This window comes from Commensalibacter papalotli (ex Servin-Garciduenas et al. 2014) (assembly GCF_000527695.1).
GTDB lineage: Bacteria > Pseudomonadota > Alphaproteobacteria > Acetobacterales > Acetobacteraceae > Commensalibacter > Commensalibacter papalotli.
The window spans coordinates 1,470,252-1,489,116 of the sequence record NZ_ATSX01000001.1; the positions used below are offsets into that span (position 1 = coordinate 1,470,252).

An 18,865-nucleotide genomic window follows, 5' to 3' on the forward strand; every position below is an offset into this window, starting at 1 on the left:
AATAATGATTTCATTATCGTTATTGTAAATAATCGATCTCAATATTTGCTTTAAAGTAACTATGACAAAATAATATGGTGATATTTTGATGCTCTTAATATTATTTTATATTAAAATTGACGTCACGCCATCCACGAACACTATTTATAAAAGCAATTTTACTGCTTTCTTGAATATCTTTTTTATAAATAATGCGTTCTTTTATCTTGCCTTTTTGTAACAAATGTTGACGCATTGTGCCATTTAATAAACCACTCTGTAAAGGGGGGGTAAACCATTCACCATCGGAGTTTAAAACAAAATTGCCATTAACAAACTCTGTGACCTCCTCTTTTTCATTAAATAACAAATTCTCATGGTCTAAAGTAACTTTGGGATAGAAATCCCTTGTTGTCGTTTTATGATATAAAAAAACATTATCTGTTTGCATAGGTTGCGTGGCCCATGATGCAGTCAAAGAAGATGTTAAGGCCTTGATTGGTTGCGCTTCACAATCAAGCCTTCCTTTATTATCCAATAAAAGCCTTACTTTCCATAGCCCTTCTGAATGCTTTTGTTGTAATGCTTGTAGAGCAACAGCGATAGATACCTCATCAAAAATAAAATCGAAATATTGTGCCGATTCTTTGAGACGTTGAAGATGCTCTATGTATAAAAAATATTTTCCATCCCCTAATAATAACGATTCTAATAAATGCTCTGGAACTTTAGATTGATATAAAACCTGCACTTTGTGCAACACCTCTTCATATTCATTTTTTGGCGTAGAATCCCAAGTAATACCACCCCCAACACCATAAGTTGCTTGCCCATTTTGAATAACCATCGTGCGAATAGGCACTGAAAAAATTGCTTGTTGATTTGGTGTTATAACCCCCAAGGCGCCACAATAAACCCCTCTGGGACTTTTTTCTAACTGGTGTATGATGTTCATCGTATTTACTTTAGGGGCCCCCGTAATAGACCCACAAGGGAACAACGCTTTAAAAATATCTGTTAAAGCAATTTCTTTTTTTAATTGCGCTGTAATCGTAGAGGTTAATTGCCACACAGTTGGATATTTTTCTGCATCAAACAAAGAGGTTACTTTGACTGTACCTTGTTGTGCAATTTGTCCTAAATCATTTCTTAAAAGATCTGTGATCATCAAATTCTCGGCGTGATTTTTCTCATTATGTAAAACCTGCTGATTGATTTGATCTTGGATATTATTTACCCCTCGAGGAACTGTGCCTTTCATGGGTTTTGTCAGAATGATATCTTTGTTAATTTCAAAAAACAACTCTGGAGATGCAGAAAGAATTTGAAAAGTATCACTTTCCAAATAAGCACTGTAACGTGATTGTTGAGCTTGTAATAAATGCAAATAAAAACGATAAGGATTTTGTTGGAATTGGGCTTGCATTTGCAGTGTATAATTGACCTGATATGTATCGCCTTTGGCAATATGGTCTTTTACCGCATAAATAGCATTTTGATAGTCTTGCCATGAAATATTAGAGTGCCAGTTTGGATAAGAAAGAGCCTCTTTATGAGGCTCTGCTTTTCGCATCACATCAAAATCTTCAGGATGATCAAAAAGACCAAACCATAATAATGGTAACGAACCCGATCTGTACGTTGTTAAATAAGAGCAAAAAGCTGGAGCAGCCTCATAACTTATAAAACCTGCTGCATAATATCCTTTTTGTACGGCATTCTCAATAGCCTGCATGCAAGGAATAACATCATCCAGTTTATTTGCCTGAATAATTTGATGAGGGTTGGTAAAATAATAAGGACAATCTATAAAATCAAAGCGAAACTTCATTACACAACCAATGAGTAAAATAATCTTAGCAAAATAGGTAAGAACAATGTATTTCGTACGAACTACTTAATCCTTCTTACCTAACACATTAATATTGATTAAAAAGATTATTTTCTTTTAAAAGTAATAATAAAGCTGCTGTTTTATGATCTTTGGCAACTTGACCTACAACAACATTATTACTGTTATATACTTGGCCTTTTTTATCAACCTTACCAAGTAAAACATTATATTGCGTATAAATATTGCCTTTTTTATCTACTTTACCAACGGCATCATTTTTAGCATTATAAACAAAACCATTTTTATAAATTCTGCCTAAATTGGCATTGTTACCATTTAAAATATTACCATTTTTATCAATGGTTCCAATACAAATATCGCTACTATTAAATATATATCCGTATTTATCAACCTTGGTTAAATTCGTATTATATCCAGTTTGTGAACTCTTGGCAGAAGAATTACCAACATAGTTTTGTTGAGCAAAAGCATTATTGCTATTACTTGTACCAAGCATAACCCCAACAGATAAACATGTAACCACATATATTATTTTCATTCTTTAACCCTTTATCATACAATATATACTTATTAATCCGAGCAATAGAATAAATTCTTCTCATAGAGAACTGCAATATGAAGAATAATCAAATAAATTTATTATAATGATTTATTGATTTTCTATTGCAACAAAGATAATCCAGTCTCTTTGTGTTGCGGATCAACACGGCCTTTGTAATCACCATTACTATTATACACATTTCCACTTGAATCTATTCTACCACGATAGGTTCCAGAACTGTTATATACATTCCCACTTGAGTCCAAACGACCTTGATATGTCCCTGAACGATTGTACATTTGTCCGTTTGAATCTATCCGCCCTTGATAGCTACCAGAGTTATTATAAACCTGACTATTCGAACTCATACGCCCTTTATAAGCACCATTTTTATCATACATCTGGCCATTCGAATTCATACTTCCTTGATAAGCACCATTCTGATCGTATGCAGCTCCATTATTTTGAGCATACCCAGAATGAACCATCATCATGGAACTTAAAGCAAAACCAAAAGATAGCAATGTTAATTTCTTAAACATTTTAGAATTCTCCTTGTTTAATGCATATTCTTGTAATTTTAAATTATCTTATCAAATAATCTTTCAACATAGGATATGAAAATTCTGTTCTCGTTCCCTGTCAAACAATGATATAATTATTCTTCTTTGTATTTATCGAACCATGGGCGACTTATGACATTCATCTTTAATCCCTTAAGTATCATCAGCTGTGCACTAGGCCTTATAGTAGCCAGCCCTGCTTTTGCTCAAAGCGAACAGTGGCAACATCATACTACAAAAAACTATAGCACTTCTCCCGAAGGTCAACCCGCTTATTATAAAAACCCTGCATTGAAGACTGCAAAAAAGAATATGAATAACCCTTTGCGCCGTCAAGGATGGCATACAGCCCCTGATCCTTATATTGAAAAAGGGGGTGTTTACACCAATGAAACGCATCCAGCTGTTACTCAGCATGGCCAAAGCTTGCATCGTTACAGTAGTGGTTCACCCAACAGTTTTGTATCGCCACCATCCACAGTAACAAGCCCCTATCGCAATGGTTCCAGACAACAAGCGGTGCAAATTGAAAATCCCATACCTGGCAATGTTGCCCCAATTCCTTTGCCTCCTGTTAAACCCTAGAGCCAAACATCTTTAAAATCATTTTTAATCATGTTACATGCTTTGTTATTCCTTTATAGATTTTGTTGAGATTAAATCACCATGCATAAAAGCCCATTTTTACAAGAAGCCCAAGCCAGAGGGTTTATCTTTCAAATCACTGACCTCGAAGGGTTAGATGACATTCTCTTAAAAGGGCCTATTTCTGCCTATATTGGATTTGACCCAACCGCTGACAGCTTGCATGTTGGCTCATTAGTGCAATTAATGTTATTGCGTTTATTACAAAAACATGGACATCAAGTCATTGCTATGGTGGGTGGAGGCACAGCTCAAATTGGTGATCCTTCTTTCCGCGAAGAGGCCCGCAGCCTTATGACCCAAGAAGTCATTGATCATAATCTTGAAGGGATTGCTCAGAATATTCAGCAAGTCGTTAATTTTCAACAAGGCGGCAAAGATGCCATCATGGTTGATAATGCTGAATGGTTAAAAAAACTTTCATATATTGAGTTACTGCGCGACGTTGGTATCCACTTTTCTGTAAACAGAATGCTGTCTTTTGATTCTGTTAAAAGCCGTTTGGATCGTGAGCAAGGATTGTCTTTTCTTGAATTTAACTATTCTATTTTACAATCTTACGATTTCCGCGAACTCAATAAACGCTATGGCACGATTTTACAAATGGGTGGCTCTGATCAATGGGGAAACATCGTTTCTGGTGTTGAATTGGTGCGCCGTATGGAAGGCAAACAAGTTTTTGGTTTAACAGCACCTCTGTTAACCACCAGCTCTGGCGCTAAAATGGGCAAAACTGCCAAAGGTGCTGTTTGGTTAAATGCAGAAAAATGCCCTGTCTTTGATTTCTGGCAATTCTGGCGTAATACAGAAGATGCAGACGTTGGTAAATTCTTAAAATTATTTACTGATTTACCTGTTAAAGAATGCGAGCGTTTAGCAGCATTGCCTGGAGCTGAAATTAATGAAGCAAAAAAGATTTTAGCCACCGAAGTGACGACCATTTGTCATAGCAAAGAAGCCGCAGAGCAAGCCCAAAAAGCTGCTCAAGAAACTTTTGAACAAGGAAAACTGGTGCAAGTTGGGCTTCCAGAAGTGACTTTGTCAAACCAAGAATTAAAAGACGGTATTCCTGTATTTAAAATCTTTGCATCAAGCGGCCTAGTTGCCAGTAATGCCGAAGCAAGGCGTTTAATCCGTGGTGGTGGTGCCAAAATAAATGACGAAAAAATCGATGATGAAGGACTAATGATAACGACTGATCATTTAAAAAATGACGTAATTAAACTATCATCAGGTCGTAAGAATCATATCTTGGTTAAATTCGAATAAATATCATAAAGGAATTAAAAATGAAAATTAGCGCACGCAATGTTCTAGAAGGAAAAATTATAGCCATTAAAAAAGGGGCAACAACCGCTCATGTAAGCCTAGATGTCAATGGCACAACGGTGATGGCTGCTATTACTAATGAAGCAGTGGATGAATTAAAACTTGAGGTTGGCATGAAAGCTGCTGCTGTTGTTAAATCTTCTGATGTTATGATTGCAGTAGACGAGTAATTCTTTAAGTGATTAAAAATAAAAACCCCCTAAACAAAAAAGTTTGGGGGTTTTTATTTATAGTCTGAATTAAAAGTTAATATTACTAATCTTTATAGATTTTTCCATAATAAGCACATTTTAAAACTTCTTTTAGCTCTTCAACCAATGGATATCGTGGATTAGCTCCTGTGCATTGATCATCAAAAGCATCCAGTGCAAGTTGATCTAATTTCTCGACAAAATCTTTTTCAGGAACTCCAACATCTTTAAGACATTGTGCAATACCAATTTCTTTTTTTAAAGCATGTATCCATAATAACAGCTTTTCAACCTTAGTTTCATCTTTATCAGATGGCGCCGTTAACTCAAGATGATCTGCAATATAGGCATAACGAGTAATGGCTTGAGGATATCCATATTGACTGAATGTTGCCATCTTAGTTGGATTATTGGTTGCATTATAACGAATAACATTACTAATCAAAATCGCATTCGCAACCCCATGAGAAAGATTAAATGCAGCAGCAACTTTGTTTGTTAAAGATTGGCAAATCCCTAAGAAGGCTTGAGAAAAGGCAATACCTGACATGGTTGCCGCAATATGTACTTTTTCACGTGCAACAGGATCTTTTGCTCCGTCTTTATAGCTTCTAGGCAAGTATGTTTTTAACAAAGAAAGTGCGTGCAAAGCTTGACCATCTGAAAATTCATTTGCAAGCACGGAAACATATGCTTCTAGTGCATGAGTAAGTGCATGAAACCCACCTGACGCACATAAAGGTTTAGGCAAATCCATCACAAGATCTGCATCAACAATAGCCATATGTGGTGTTAATGCATAATCAGCAAGAGGATATTTCTGTCCAGTTTTATCATCTGTAACAATCGCAAAAGGTGTCACTTCTGAACCTGTTCCAGAAGTCGTAGGAACACAAACTAATTTCGCTTTTTTACCTAACTCAGGGAAATGACATACACGTTTTGTCATATCCATATAACGTAAAGCAAGTTCATCAAATTTTGTATCAGGGTACTCGTATAAAACCCACATCAGCTTGGCAGCATCCATCACCGATCCACCACCTAATGCAATAATTGTATCAGGTTGGAATTGGCGCATCGTTTTAGCACCTTTTTCCACAATGCTTAAAACTGGCTCTGCCTCAATATTGTAAAAAGGTTCACAAAGAACACCTTGGCGTTCTAATCTTCCCAAAATATGTTTTGCAAATCCATTCTCGAACAAAGACTTATCTGTTACAATAAAAGCTCTTTTTGCGCCTTGTTTAACAATATTATCCAAAGCAACGGGCAAAGAACCTCTACGGAAAATAATAGAGCTTGGGATATTTTGACACAGCATATTTTCTGCTCTCTTAGCGATGACTTTATGATTTAATAAATGTTTAGGGCCAACATTCTCTGATACAGAATTTTTTCCCCAAGAACCACATCCCAAAGTTAAAGATGGGGCAATATCAAAATTATAAATATCCCCAATCGCGCCATGTGCAGCAGGTTGGTTCACTAAGATACGACAGGTCTTAATAATGTTACTGAAATAAAGAATACGATCTGCATTTTGCTCTTGATTGGTATAAAGCACAGAAGTATGCCCCATCCCTCCCATTTCAACCAACTTTCTGGCTGTATTAACACCGTCTTCAAAATTCTTAGCTTTAAACATTGCTAAAACAGGAGAGAGCTTTTCATGAGCAAAAGGTTCGGATGAATCTGCATCTTCCACCTCTCCGATTAATATTTTCGTTTTAACGGGAACAGTAATTTTAGCAAGCTCTGCAATCTTATAAGCAGGTTGTCCAACAATATCAGGATTAATAGTTCCTTTTTCAGTTAAAATAATTTTACGAACAGCTTTAATTTCTTTGCTGTTTAAAACATGTGCGCCATACTCTTTAAATAATTGGCACACCTCATCATAAACTGACTTCTCAACAATCACCGCCTGCTCAGAAGCACAAATCATCCCATTATCAAATGTCTTGGACATCAAAATTGAAGCAACTGTTCGTTTTAAATCTGCTGTTTCATCAACCACCACAGGGGTGTTCCCAGCACCAACGCCAACCGCAGGGTTACCAGAGCTATAAGCCGCTTTGACCATACCTGTGCCACCTGTGGCAAGAATAATGGCAATATCCTCATGTTTCATTAACGTATTAGAAAGTTCGATAGAAGGTTCGTCAATCCACCCAATAATATCTTTTGGTGCGCCTGCCGCGACTGCTGCATCTCGAATAATTCGTGCTGCTTCTATGGTGCATGCTTTGGCACGAGGGTGTGCTGAAAAAATAATGGCATTACGGGTTTTAAGACAAATTAATGCTTTGAAAATTGCCGTAGATGTAGGGTTTGTTGTTGGAACAATCCCACAAACAATTCCCATTGGCTCTGCCATGGTAATTGTGCCAAACGATTTGTCTTGGGAGATAATACCACATGTTTTTTCATGTCGATATTTATTTAAAACATATTCTGAAGAATATAGATTTTTAATAACTTTGTCTTCGACAACACCCATTCCTGTTTCAAGAACGGCTTGTTGTGCCAAAGATATACGTGCTGTAGCAGCAGCTTTGGCCGCAGCAACAAAGATTTTATCGACTTGTTCTTGGGTATAAGTGGCGAAAACTGCTTGGGCTTTTTTAACCGTAGCAATTAGGTTATTGAGCTCAGACAAATTGGTTACTGACACAGAGAACCTCCTACCTGAAATATATAAAATATTTAATATTCGAATATTTATATTAGATTCGAATATTTATATGCATAGATAGTAATCGATTATTAGTATTTATCAATAGAATAAATCAATTAATATTGAGTTGATTTATTTGATTTTTTTATTTAATATAACTGTCTTTGACAATGTAAATTTAAACCCGAATTATATGTAAATAATTAAATTTTAGCTGTCGGATTTTACAAGCTCTCTACACTTTACGATGCAACATTAGAGCAAAATTTCAGAGCTTCTCCTTCTTAATAATCAATTTATTTTTAAGTGAAGTTATTATTTTAAATTCATTCGTGGGATAGCATTTATTTAACGATATATTACTTGTCTAATATTTTGATTACCTCAATATTAATTCTCCCACATTCATATTATGATGGCTTATGCATTATTGTAAGCCTGCTGAGAGTCACACCAACTAATACCAATAAGATACCTCACAAATTATCACGATATCAGTATAAGTCTGGTTTTATTCATTGCTCAAATCTAAAAATAGCCTTCTTTTAAAAAGAAACTTTACCTTTAAAGTTGCTCCATATTACAGCAAGCTGATCACCAACCCCTCGTTTTTCAAGTAATTGATCCCATTGATGATGCTTTTTCAAATCCCGTTTTGCCAATGCTGCTGGTAATGCGGCTGCAATCTTCTTTCGTCCTAGGGCTCTTGCATTACGTCCTGCTTTTAAATAATCCAGAGCTTTAGCTCTTAAAACTGTTCGAATAGCAACGATCGTCTCTGGCGATGCAGGAATACCATCATCCGTACGTTGTAACTGATGTTCATCAATTATATCTTGGGGTAACGGACAACGTCCAGAAGCTAAAACCTTAGGTAAGTTACGCGCTAGTCTGGTCACTTCGTATGCTACTCCCAAAGACGCTACACCTTGCAAATGTTCAGTCTCTTCAACCCCTAATATCTGTGCAATAGTTGCCTGTATTTTCCCAGAAGAACGCATCAAAAGGGATTCCCAATGTTCCCAATTTTTAATCCCATCCAATTCCTCTTCTTTTGCTTCGATTAGCTCTAGCAGCGACTGAGAAGATAATAACCCTTGAGATATAGCTTCACAAATAAAAGGAGCAATTTCATGTGTTCTATCTTTACCTTCGATCAATTCCCGCCACCATTGCAATCGAATAAAACCTGCCATTGGTCCAGCAACAGACCAAGATGAGGGCAAAGAAACAGCGCGTGTAATCTCGATATTAAACGCAAGCAGACGAAAAATCAGCTCTCGGTGAAATGAAGGAGCAAATAACGCACAGTAAAAATAATCTGGATCATATTTTTGAACATAAATCGCGCATAAAGAAAGTAAAGAAGATGTGTCTTTTTTTGTCATATAATCCTTATATAATAAATTTGAAAAAAATAAAATTTAAACAATTTTCGAATTTAACCTTTATAAAAAGTTCGATACATTTTATATATAAAGAATAATAAGAACCAAAATGGTCTTATATAATAAAAAATTGATATAAAGGAACAAAATAATGACTTTTGAACTTGGACAACTTCCATACCCTGAAAATGCTTTATCACGCGGTGGAATGAGCGAAGAAACATTGCAATATCATCATGGTAAACATCACCAAACCTATGTGAATACATTAAATGATTTGGTTGCAGCAAACCCAGCACTTCAAGGTAAAACCTTAGAAGAATTAATTGTTATGGCTGCTAAAGACGAGGCCTTAACTCCAGTTTTAAATAATGCTGGTCAACATTATAATCATACAATGTTTTGGAATTCTTTGAGCCCAACAGGCGGCCAAATGTCCGAAGCATTCGAAGCTCGTATCGTAAAAGATTTTGGATCTGTTGATAATTTCAAAGCAGAATTCAAAAAAGCTGCAACCACTCAATTTGGTTCAGGATGGGCTTGGTTAGTTCTTGATAAAAATGATAAATTGGTAATTACTAAAACACCAAATGCGAAAAGCCCTCTTTCCGAAGGTCAAGGCAAAGCATTATTAGTAGCTGACGTATGGGAACATGCTTACTACATTGATTTCCGTAATCGTCGCCCAGATTTTATTGACAATTTCTTGAATAAACTTGCTAATTATGATTTTGCTGAACAACAATTAAAAGCATAATTTTTCTATTAAAAAACCCGACTAAATGTCGGGTTTTTCTTTATTTTATTTCTCTTGAGTTTTATCTACAACTTCTGACTTATCTAGCTCAATTTCTTTTACAGGTTCTTCTTTTGCAGGTTCTGCTTTTACCGCAGCAGCTTCTTTTTTAGCAACGGGTTTTGCTTTTTTTACATTCTTATTTGCTTCAGTTGCTTGCAGTGCTTTGCTTTCCAAAACAGAACTAATTGTGCTGCGAAGAATTTTTACTCTGACATCATTAGAAAGATCGACTTCCATTTCATCAGAATCTTCTTGATTTTTCACAACGGTTGCAATAATTCCACCAGCGGTCAGAACCTTATCTCCTCTGCGCAAAGATTTCATGCTTTCACGTTGTTGCTTGGCTTTTTTTTGTTGTGGGCGAATAATCATAAAGTAAAAAATAAAAAAGATACCAACAAACGGTGCCAAGCTAATTAAAAAGTTTCCACTTCCGCCAGCACCACCAGCAGCCTGCGCATGAGCCGCAGGAATTAATAGTTCCAGTAAATTCGTCATAAGTTATTTCCTATTTTATCCAACGATGTATAATCACCAAAATCAACAATCTTTATTTCATATTACATATAGCGTCAAACGCCTACTAAAATTTATTGGAAAATAAAATGACAACGGATATTATCCCATTTTTAGAACGCATTGCTACGGCTTTGGAACAATTATCCCCTCCAAAACCACATATTGAAAATATAGAGCAAGCTAATGCGTTTATTTGGACAACACAGAGAAATACCCTGACCTCTGTGCCGGAAGTCAATTATGTTTCCATTAACTTACTCCAAGGTCTAGAATATCAAAAAGAACTTCTCTTTAATAACACGCTGCACTTTGCCAAGGGATTACCAGCCAATAATGTGATGTTATGGGGTGCCAGAGGTATGGGAAAATCTTCGTTGATTAAATCCGTGCATCAAGAAGCCAACCAAAAACTTGATGATCAACATCATCCTGTTAAAATTATCGAAATACCAAGGGATGATATACATTCTTTGCCTGTTTTATTACAGTTGTTAAAACCGCTTCCCCATCGTTTTATTGTTTTTTCTGACGATTTGTCATTTGAGAAAGAAGACAGAGATTACAAAGCACTTAAGTCCGTTTTGGATGGTGGTATTGCAGGGCGGCCAAATAATGTTTTATTTTATGCCACCAGCAATCGCCGTCATTTAATGCCACGTGATATGATAGAGAATGAAACATCTTCAGCCATCAACCCATCCGAAGCCATAGAGGAAAAAGTCTCTTTATCTGATCGCTTTGGATTATGGATTGGATTTCATAATTGCGACAAACCTCTTTATGATGCAATTATCCGCGCCTATGCCAAAGAACGAGCCCTGCCGATTGCTGATGAAGATCTGATTGCGCAAGGGAATGAATGGTCTGTTACCCGAGGTTCCAGAAATGGTCGTGTGGCATGGCAATTTATCGAGGATTTAACCGCTAGATTGGCCAAATAAATTTCAATATCAGACTTCATAACTAGAAATTATTGATCTTATTAGAGATAATTATTAATAGGTTAGTATCTTTGTAATTAATCTCTTCCGAAGCACAGTAAAAACTGTGCTTTTTTTATTTTGGCATACGTAAAATTAAATACTGCCAAAACTAACGCCATAACTGCGTTTACATTATCCAAATAACAATCCTGTTTTATATGAAAGAAGCGTCAAAATGCGCCAAAAGAAAACCTCTACTCAAGTCACAGCCAAAAATCTTATGAATGATTTATTATATATTATTTTTTAACCGTATAAATCATTATAGTAATTCTATAAGAGAAACACAGGTAATTTACTCAAATTTAAACCAAGTGCATTTAAGATAAAAGGAGTACAAGCTCCCCTTACCTCTGTTATCACACAGCAGATAAATGGGGAGCTTTTTTAAATTCTAGCCGATTTTCTCAATGCCACCCATATATGGACGCAACACTTCTGGAACGGTAATGCTGCCATCTGCGTTTTGGTAATTTTCCATCACAGCAACCAACGCACGCCCCACTGCAACGCCAGAGCCATTTAAGGTATGCACGAATTCAGGGGAAACTTTTTTACCTTCCTCTGCTTTTGGACGGAAACGGGCATTCATACGACGGGCTTGAAATGCGTTTGTATTCGAACACGAAGAAATCTCACGCCAAGCCTGTTGCCCTGGCAACCAAACCTCTAAATCCCAAGTTTTCGCTGCACCAAATCCTGTATCTCCAGAACAAAGCAAAATACGACGGTACGGCAATCCCAGCCTTTCCAACACTGTTTCCGCACAACGTGTCATGCGTTCGTGTTCGGCTTCACTTTCGTCTGGGGTCGTAATGCTGACCATTTCTACTTTGTAAAACTGATGCTGACGAATTAACCCACGCGTATCTTTTCCCGCAGCCCCAGCTTCACTTCTGAAACACGCAGACACAGCAGTCCTACGAATAGGCAGTTCTTCCACAGAAATCAATTCACCCGCTTGCATTGCCGTCAAAGGAACTTCCGCTGTGGGAATCAACCAGCGACCATCGGTTGTACAAAAAGACTGATCGCCAAATTTAGGCAATTTATCCGTATTATACATGGTTTGTTCATTGACCAACAAAGGAACAATATGCTCTTCATAGCCATGCTCACCCGTGTGTAAATCCAACATAAACTGACTTAACGCACGATCCAAACGTGCCAGTGCCCCTTTTAAAATACTAAACCGCGCGCCAGAAAGTTTAGAAGCCACAGTAAAATCCATCATGCCTAGTTTTTCACCAAGGTCAAAATGTTGTAGAGGCGTAAAGCCTAAATCTTTGGGCTCCCCCCACTGATGAATAACAATATTATCATTCTCATCCGCACCCACAGGAACTTCCTGTGCTAAACGGTTTGGAAGGCTGGCAAGAATTTCAAAAATTTTCGCATCCAACGCATCTGCTTTGCTTTGAATGATTTCCAACTCTGTGCGCAATGTGATTGCTTGGGCTTCTAGGTCAGCACTATCTTGTTTATCACGTTTTAACTGTCCAATTTGCTTGGATAAGTTGTTACGATCTGCTTGCTTAGTATGAAGCTCATTTAACAAAACACGGCGTTCTTCGTCATAAGAAAGCAATTCTTGACTGACGGGAGGTAACCCTCGACGTGCTAAATCCTGATCAAAAGCCGTTGGGTCAGCGCGCAGCGCACGAAAATCATGCATTATTCATCCTCCTCTGAGTGTTTTGGCTCTACTAAACGAGCGGAAAATATAGAAACTTCATATAAAATAATTAGCGGAATCGCCAATGAAACTTGAGTAATTACATCAGGCGGGGTCAAAACAGCCGCAATGATAAATGCAATCACATAGGCGTATCTTCTGAACTTTTTTAATTTTTGAGATGTAACAAATCCTACTTTAGCCATCAAGGTCAATAGTACAGGCAATTCAAATGCAATGCCAAAGGCCAAGATCAATCGTGTCACTAAACTAAGATACTCCGAGACTTTAGCTTGTAATTCAATATGCATTGCTGCATTCCCTGAACCACTTACTTGAAACGATAAAAAGAACTTCCAAGCCAAAGGAAAAACAAAGAAATAAGCAAGGCTAGCCCCAAGCAAGAATAAAATCGGCGTTGCAATTAAAAAAGGAGCAAAAACTTTCTTTTCTTTTTTATATAATCCTGGCGCAATATAAACCCATGCTTGAATAGCAATCATCGGAAAAGATAGAAAAGTAGCGCCAAAAAATGCGACTTTGATATAAGTAAAAAAAGCTTCATACAAAGCAGTATAAATCATTTGTGGTTGTTGGCCATCTGCACGCATTGCACTTTCTAAAGGATGTGCCAAAAACAAATAAATTTCTTGGGAAAAATGATAACAAATCGCAAAAGTCACTAAAAACGTCCCAATACACCACATCAAGCGACGGCGCAGTTCAACGAAATGCTCCATCAAAGGCATGGCTTTGTCGTTTAATCCTTCTGCTTGCTCTTGATCGCTCATAACCATCTCTGTTCTTTGTATTTGGAAATATGCGGTGGAATCATCGCAGGGGATGGTGGGGCTGCTCGCCTTACCTGTACTCTTTGTGCGACAGATGGGGGAAAGAATACTGGGGCTGGATCAGATTTTTCCAATGCTTCGTAATCAATATTTTCTTCTTTTTGCCAATCATCGTGAATGTCCTCAATCGTGCCTGGGATAGGTTTTATTTCCCCTTGAGCAACTTCTGAATAATCCGTGGCGGGAGAGCTCATCGCAGTTTCAGAAAAAGGAGAATCTCGTAATGTATTTTGCAAAGAACCATCCCGATCAATAGCGTTTAAAATGGCCCCTTTAACATTTAAATTTCGAAGTTGTAATAACTGATTTTTGGCTTCTTTTAAGTCAGGATCTTTAATAACCTCATCCACTTGGCTGTGAAATTCACTTGCCATTTTACGACATTTCTTGATCATATCAGAAAGCCACTTTAATATTTTGGGAAAATCTTTTGGGCCAATAAAAACCATACTGACCACACCAATCAATAAGATCTCTGCCCAGGAAAAACCAAACATCGTTTCTTTCGACCCCTTAACCCATCCATTTCATCGTGATGAAATCTCTTACCCTTATTCTTCTATACGGTTTCTGATCAGAAAATCCAAAAGAATTCGATCAATCTTGTGAAGTTTGATAGGGAATATCTGCAAATAGCTCTTCTTTCTTCGGTAAGTCACTCAATTCATTTAATCCTAAATAGCTCAAAAACTCTTGTGTTGTGCCCCACAAGGTTGGACGACCAGGCACTTGTTTGTGTCCACAGGGTTTAACCAAAGCACTTTCTAATAAACTATCCAAAATATTTTGACCCAAACTTACACCACGAATATGTTCTATGTCCGCACGCGTACATGGTTGATGATAAGCAATAATGGATAGAGTCTCCATTGCAGCTCTTGATAATCTCTTAGGTTTATTAATTACTTTTACCAAAAATGGCGCATATTCTTGGGCTGTACGAAACTGCCACCCTCCTGCTATCTGATATAACCGAAAACCTTTATTGGCATAATCTTGTTGTAAACGCCCCAACAATAGTCGCAGCTCAACTGAAAACTCTGTCATATCATCAGCAGAAATTCCATTTTTTTTCAAAAGCTCAATCATTATTTTCTCTGTTACTGGTTCTGATTGAGAAAAAATAAAAGCTTCAAGAATTTCTTTATATTGCGTAGGGATTAGGCTCATGATTCGTTTTCTTTTTCAATTATGGAATTTGTTTCATATTTCCTAAGTTGAATCCGACCAAATTGTTCCTGTTGATTCAATTGTATTTGTCCATCTTTTGCTAATTCTAACCCAGCCAATAACGTTCCACTCCAAGCAGCTTTAACTTGGCGAGAAACCATTTCTGGCGTCGTATCATTTTGTTGCAAAGATGTATAACTAGGCAAAAATGCATCCAATACATGCCAACCAGGCACATGACTTTGCCCCAAAAGCCGTTTTAACCGAGATAATGCATCACGCACTGTCCAAAAGTTAAAAGATCGCAATCGCCACGCTTTCTTTTTTGACTTTCTACGCGCAACCCCTACATAAGCACCCATAAAACGCGAAATATCTAAAACAACGCCAGAAGTATCAATTTCAGTATGGTTTTCATAAAACCCACGAACAAAAACTTCACTGCCCAACAAAGGGCGCTCACTCATCCATTTAGCTACCTGATTAATACGTTCAAGCTCTTCTAAACGTTCTTGCAAGATATCAACCGCTTGTTCTGTCTCCTCACCTTCGACAGGTTTTTCAGGAAGTAACAAACAAGATTTTAACCATGCCAACCAAGCCGCCATTACCAACCAATCTGCAGCCAATTCTAAACGAATTTTTCGTGCAGATTCAATAATTTCTAAATATTGCTCAACGAGTTGTAAAATAGAAATTTTCGCAAGATCGACTTTTTGTGTTCGCGCCAGTTGTAACAACAGATCCAAAGGCCCTTCAAAGCCATCTAGATGTACAACAAAGGATTCAGTTTCCTGAATCCTTTGTTCCAATTCGATATCAACCAATTCTGACATCAGCCAATAAAATCATTAATATGCAATAGTACAAGCAACACCTTTTGCTTTTAACTGAGCACAAACGCTGCTGACTTGTGCTTTTGAAGTCAATCCTTTAACACGCAAACGATAAACAGCACTTCCATTTACTTCGGCTTTTTGAATAGAAGGAGAATATTTTCCCAAGATTTCAGGTGCTTTTTTCTTCAATGTTTGCCATTGTTGTTGTGCTGCATCATGAGATTTCAAAGATGCTAATTGCAAGCCAAATTTACCAGATGAAGCCTGATGAGCCTCGGCTTTTTTGGTTGTTTTTTTAGGCTCTACTTTCTTAGGTTCAGCTTTTTTAGGCTCTGTTGCACGATGGGTTTGTTGATGTTTAGGATGCGCTGTATGCTTTGGAGTTTCCTCGGCCCCCTCATTACTTCCCCCTATATTAGATGAAGCTGATGGCACCGTTGTTGTATTATTGCTCGAATGCGTTTCAGATGGTGCTGTTGCGGTAGGTGGTGTAGGACGATTATACTGATCTGCCAATGCTTGAGGATTTGCTTGTTCTGGCCCCGATGCTAACCCTGGTTGTCCATTTGGTGCGCCACCATTATTTAAAGCATTCTCACCAATTCCCATACCAATAGTTTCAACATTTCCTGTGCTAACTGGTTTTACCTTGGCGACCTCTGCAGGAGGTTCAAAAACAGGAACTCCTTTATTTGATGAATTCAAGAACATCCACCCACCAATAAAGATCACCAATATTGCGCCAACGCCCCCAGCAGCATAAGCTAAACGGCGTGTTGCATTCCCATCGCTACTTCCACCACCAAAAGCATTCATAAATCCAAAACGTAATGGTTTTCTGCGATCATAATCTTGATCACCGTAGTCTTCTTCATCCTCATCATCATGATATCGGGACGTCATACGTTCACGATCATTATAAACACGTTGATCAGGATGAGGAGAGCGATTATTTCCCCCATCATCCAAAGAATCTTCATCAAAAAAAGACTTTCTTTTTGAAGGGTCTGGTGAATTTGGATCTATCATCTCATTTCCTCTACTGGTTCAACACCTAAAATCATCATTGCAGAACGAATAACACAAGCTGTAGCTTCTACCAACGCCAATCTTGCTTTTGTTCCTGACAAGTCATCTTCTTGAATAAATCGTAATGTAGCATCATCTCGTCCTGCATTCCACAGCGCATGAAAATCTGCTGCTACTTCCATTAAATAATAAGCTATACGGTGTGGCTCTCTAACCAAAGCTGCACTTTCAACAATTCTGGACCACTGAGCCAACCGACGCATTAATGATAGCTCTGCACTACTTTGTAAGTTCGTTAAAGCTTGCTGAGCCAACATAGCGGGCTTAACCGCATCTGCCCCAAGAGTTTCAACCGCTGAGCGCAATACAGAACGACAACGAGCATGCGCATATTGCACATAAAATACAGGATTATCCCGTGTTTGTGCAATCACTTGTTCAAGGTCAAAATTCATTTGTGCATCAGACTTACGGGTAAGCATTGTAAATCGCACAGCATCTTTGCCTACTTCATCAATCAAATCACGCAGCGTAATAAAAGTTCCAGCACGTTTTGACATCTTAACGACTTCGCCATTACGTACTACACGTACAATTTGACAAAGCACCACTTCAAAATCAACAGGATTTTGATCGGTTAACGCTTTAATCGCCGCACGCATTCGGGGTACATAGCCCCCATGATCTGCTCCCCAAATGTCGATTAAGATCTTGGCACCGCGTTCAATTTTATCGTAATGATAGCCAATATCATTGGCAAAATAAGTTGCTGTTCCATCGGACTTACGTAAAGGACGATCAACATCATCCCCATACTCTGTTGATTTAAATAAAGTTTGTGGGCGCTGTTCCCAGTCTTCAATGACTTTACCTTTGGGGGGTTCCAGAACACCCGTATAAAGCAAGCCTTTATCTGTTAAAATCTTTAATGCTTGATCTGCTTTACCTGAACTTAAAATAGAGCGCTCTGATACGAACACTTCCTGATGTACACCTAACGCGTCCAAATCTTGACGAATACTGCTCATCATTTGTTCAAGCACACATTCTTTCACAATATCAAACCAGGTGGGTAAAGGTTGTGCATCTGTACCTTGTAATAAAGCATCACCATGTTTTTTAACTAAAACCCGCCCTACTTCAACCAAATAGTCGCCTTGATATTGCAACCCTGATGCCATATAGGTTTTGAATTTTTCTTCGAATGCCTCGGCTGATAAATCCTGACCCAAAGCTTGTAAATAACGCCAATAAGCAGCCCAAGTTAGCGCCACCACTTGAGTGCCTGCATCATTAATGTAATATTCTTTGGTAACGTCGAACCCTGCTTTTGCCATTAAATTAGCCAAAACATCACCGACCACAGCTCCCCTGCAATGTCCAACATGCATTGGTCCTGTAGGATTGGCAGAAACATATTCAATATTTACCATTGTTCCTTGGCCAATTTGGCTAGCACCAAAAGATTCGCCAGTCTGTAATATCGTCGAAACTAAATTTTGAAAAACAGAAGCCGTAATCTTTAAATTAACAAACCCAGGACCCGCAGGCTCGGCATATTCTATTCCATCGACTTGTTTTAAATAATCCGCCAACTCCTGAGCAAGTTCCTGAGGGCGACGTTTAACCGCTTTGGCAATAATCAAAGCCGCGTTGGTCGCCATATCTCCATGAGCAGGATCTTTGGTCGGGGTCAGCTCAACACGTTCCAATAACGCTTCGGGTAAATCAGGCACGCTCTGCCGCAAGGCCTGTAATACATATTGGCGGAAGAAAACGTACAGATTATGGTCAATCATATAAAAACTATCTTTCTCACAAGCAAGGAA

General features: G+C 37.9%; 18 protein-coding genes. 5 read left to right on the forward strand and 13 right to left on the reverse strand.

Annotated elements, in window-relative coordinates; translation table 11 throughout:
* Positions 1-100 precede the first annotated feature (100 nt).
* From pabB to COMX_RS06665, 3 genes are all read right to left on the reverse strand, one after another.
* Positions 101-1,810 (reverse strand): aminodeoxychorismate synthase component I, encoded by a 1,710-nt coding sequence (pabB, locus tag COMX_RS06655; protein ID WP_034338392.1) that lies wholly within the window; start codon positions 1,808-1,810, stop codon positions 101-103.
* A gap of 88 nt (positions 1,811-1,898) precedes the next feature.
* On the reverse strand, positions 1,899-2,372 hold the full coding sequence (locus tag COMX_RS06660; protein ID WP_034338394.1) for a 5-fold beta-flower protein: 474 nt from the start codon (positions 2,370-2,372) through the stop codon (positions 1,899-1,901).
* 122 nt (positions 2,373-2,494) lie between these two features.
* Positions 2,495-2,917 carry a 5-fold beta-flower protein gene (locus COMX_RS06665; protein ID WP_051461937.1) on the reverse strand — a complete coding sequence of 141 codons (423 nt, stop codon included), beginning with the start codon at positions 2,915-2,917 and terminating at the stop codon, positions 2,495-2,497.
* 153 nt (positions 2,918-3,070) lie between these two features.
* Between COMX_RS06665 and COMX_RS06670 the strand changes: the two genes are divergently transcribed.
* The 3 genes from COMX_RS06670 (at position 3,071) to COMX_RS06680 (ending at position 5,082) form a co-directional block, all read left to right on the forward strand.
* A complete protein-coding gene (locus COMX_RS06670; protein WP_034338398.1) occupies positions 3,071-3,523 on the forward strand; it encodes a hypothetical protein in 453 nt (150 codons plus the stop codon).
* 81 nt (positions 3,524-3,604) lie between these two features.
* Positions 3,605-4,852 carry a tyrosine--tRNA ligase gene (gene tyrS, locus COMX_RS06675; protein WP_034338400.1) on the forward strand — a complete coding sequence of 416 codons (1,248 nt, stop codon included), beginning with the start codon at positions 3,605-3,607 and terminating at the stop codon, positions 4,850-4,852.
* A gap of 20 nt (positions 4,853-4,872) precedes the next feature.
* A complete protein-coding gene (locus tag COMX_RS06680; protein ID WP_034338403.1) occupies positions 4,873-5,082 on the forward strand; it encodes a TOBE domain-containing protein in 210 nt (69 codons plus the stop codon).
* An 85-nt stretch (positions 5,083-5,167) separates the two neighbouring features.
* On the opposite strand, the gene adhE is transcribed toward COMX_RS06680, so the two are convergent.
* Positions 5,168-7,780, reverse strand: coding sequence for a bifunctional acetaldehyde-CoA/alcohol dehydrogenase (gene adhE / locus COMX_RS06685; RefSeq protein ID WP_034338406.1), 2,613 nt, complete (start codon positions 7,778-7,780; stop codon positions 5,168-5,170).
* A 548-nt stretch (positions 7,781-8,328) separates the two neighbouring features.
* Positions 8,329-9,171, reverse strand: a complete 843-nt coding sequence (locus COMX_RS06690; protein WP_051461938.1) for a squalene/phytoene synthase family protein — start codon at positions 9,169-9,171, stop codon at positions 8,329-8,331.
* Positions 9,172-9,322: 151 nt separating this feature from the next.
* Here COMX_RS06690 and COMX_RS06695 point away from each other — a divergent pair, with 151 nt between their 5' ends.
* On the forward strand, positions 9,323-9,928 hold the full coding sequence (locus COMX_RS06695; RefSeq protein WP_034338409.1) for a superoxide dismutase: 606 nt from the start codon (positions 9,323-9,325) through the stop codon (positions 9,926-9,928).
* 45 nt (positions 9,929-9,973) lie between these two features.
* Here the strand turns inward: COMX_RS06695 and yajC are convergent, their stop codons facing one another.
* Entirely contained in the window at positions 9,974-10,468 is a 495-nt protein-coding gene (gene yajC, locus COMX_RS06700) for a preprotein translocase subunit YajC (RefSeq protein ID WP_084051534.1), read from the reverse strand.
* Positions 10,469-10,575: 107 nt separating this feature from the next.
* Between yajC and COMX_RS06705 the strand changes: the two genes are divergently transcribed.
* Entirely contained in the window at positions 10,576-11,430 is an 855-nt protein-coding gene (locus tag COMX_RS06705) for an ATP-binding protein (protein WP_034338411.1), read from the forward strand.
* 436 nt (positions 11,431-11,866) lie between these two features.
* Here the strand turns inward: COMX_RS06705 and serS are convergent, their stop codons facing one another.
* The 7 genes from serS to argS all read right to left on the reverse strand — a co-directional run bounded on the left by serS (position 11,867) and on the right by argS (position 18,835).
* Complete coding sequence (gene serS, locus COMX_RS06710) at positions 11,867-13,147, reverse strand: serine--tRNA ligase (protein WP_034338413.1); 1,281 nt, start codon at positions 13,145-13,147, stop codon at positions 11,867-11,869.
* On the reverse strand, positions 13,147-13,944 hold the full coding sequence (tatC, locus tag COMX_RS06715) for a twin-arginine translocase subunit TatC (RefSeq protein ID WP_034338416.1): 798 nt from the start codon (positions 13,942-13,944) through the stop codon (positions 13,147-13,149). Before tatC ends, serS begins: the two co-directional genes overlap by 1 nt.
* Positions 13,935-14,495, reverse strand: coding sequence for a Sec-independent protein translocase protein TatB (gene tatB / locus COMX_RS10705; RefSeq protein ID WP_051461939.1), 561 nt, complete (start codon positions 14,493-14,495; stop codon positions 13,935-13,937). The genes tatC and tatB overlap by 10 nt, the downstream gene beginning before the upstream one ends.
* Before the next feature lie 100 nt (positions 14,496-14,595).
* Complete coding sequence (scpB, locus tag COMX_RS06725; RefSeq protein WP_034338417.1) at positions 14,596-15,168, reverse strand: SMC-Scp complex subunit ScpB; 573 nt, start codon at positions 15,166-15,168, stop codon at positions 14,596-14,598.
* Complete coding sequence (locus COMX_RS06730) at positions 15,165-16,004, reverse strand: segregation and condensation protein A (protein ID WP_034338419.1); 840 nt, start codon at positions 16,002-16,004, stop codon at positions 15,165-15,167. The genes scpB and COMX_RS06730 overlap by 4 nt, the downstream gene beginning before the upstream one ends.
* Positions 16,005-16,019: 15 nt before the next feature.
* Positions 16,020-17,036, reverse strand: coding sequence for an SPOR domain-containing protein (locus COMX_RS06735; protein ID WP_034338422.1), 1,017 nt, complete (start codon positions 17,034-17,036; stop codon positions 16,020-16,022).
* Entirely contained in the window at positions 17,033-18,835 is a 1,803-nt protein-coding gene (argS, locus tag COMX_RS06740; RefSeq protein ID WP_034338423.1) for an arginine--tRNA ligase, read from the reverse strand. Before argS ends, COMX_RS06735 begins: the two co-directional genes overlap by 4 nt.
* Between the last annotated feature and the right edge of the window lie 30 nt (positions 18,836-18,865).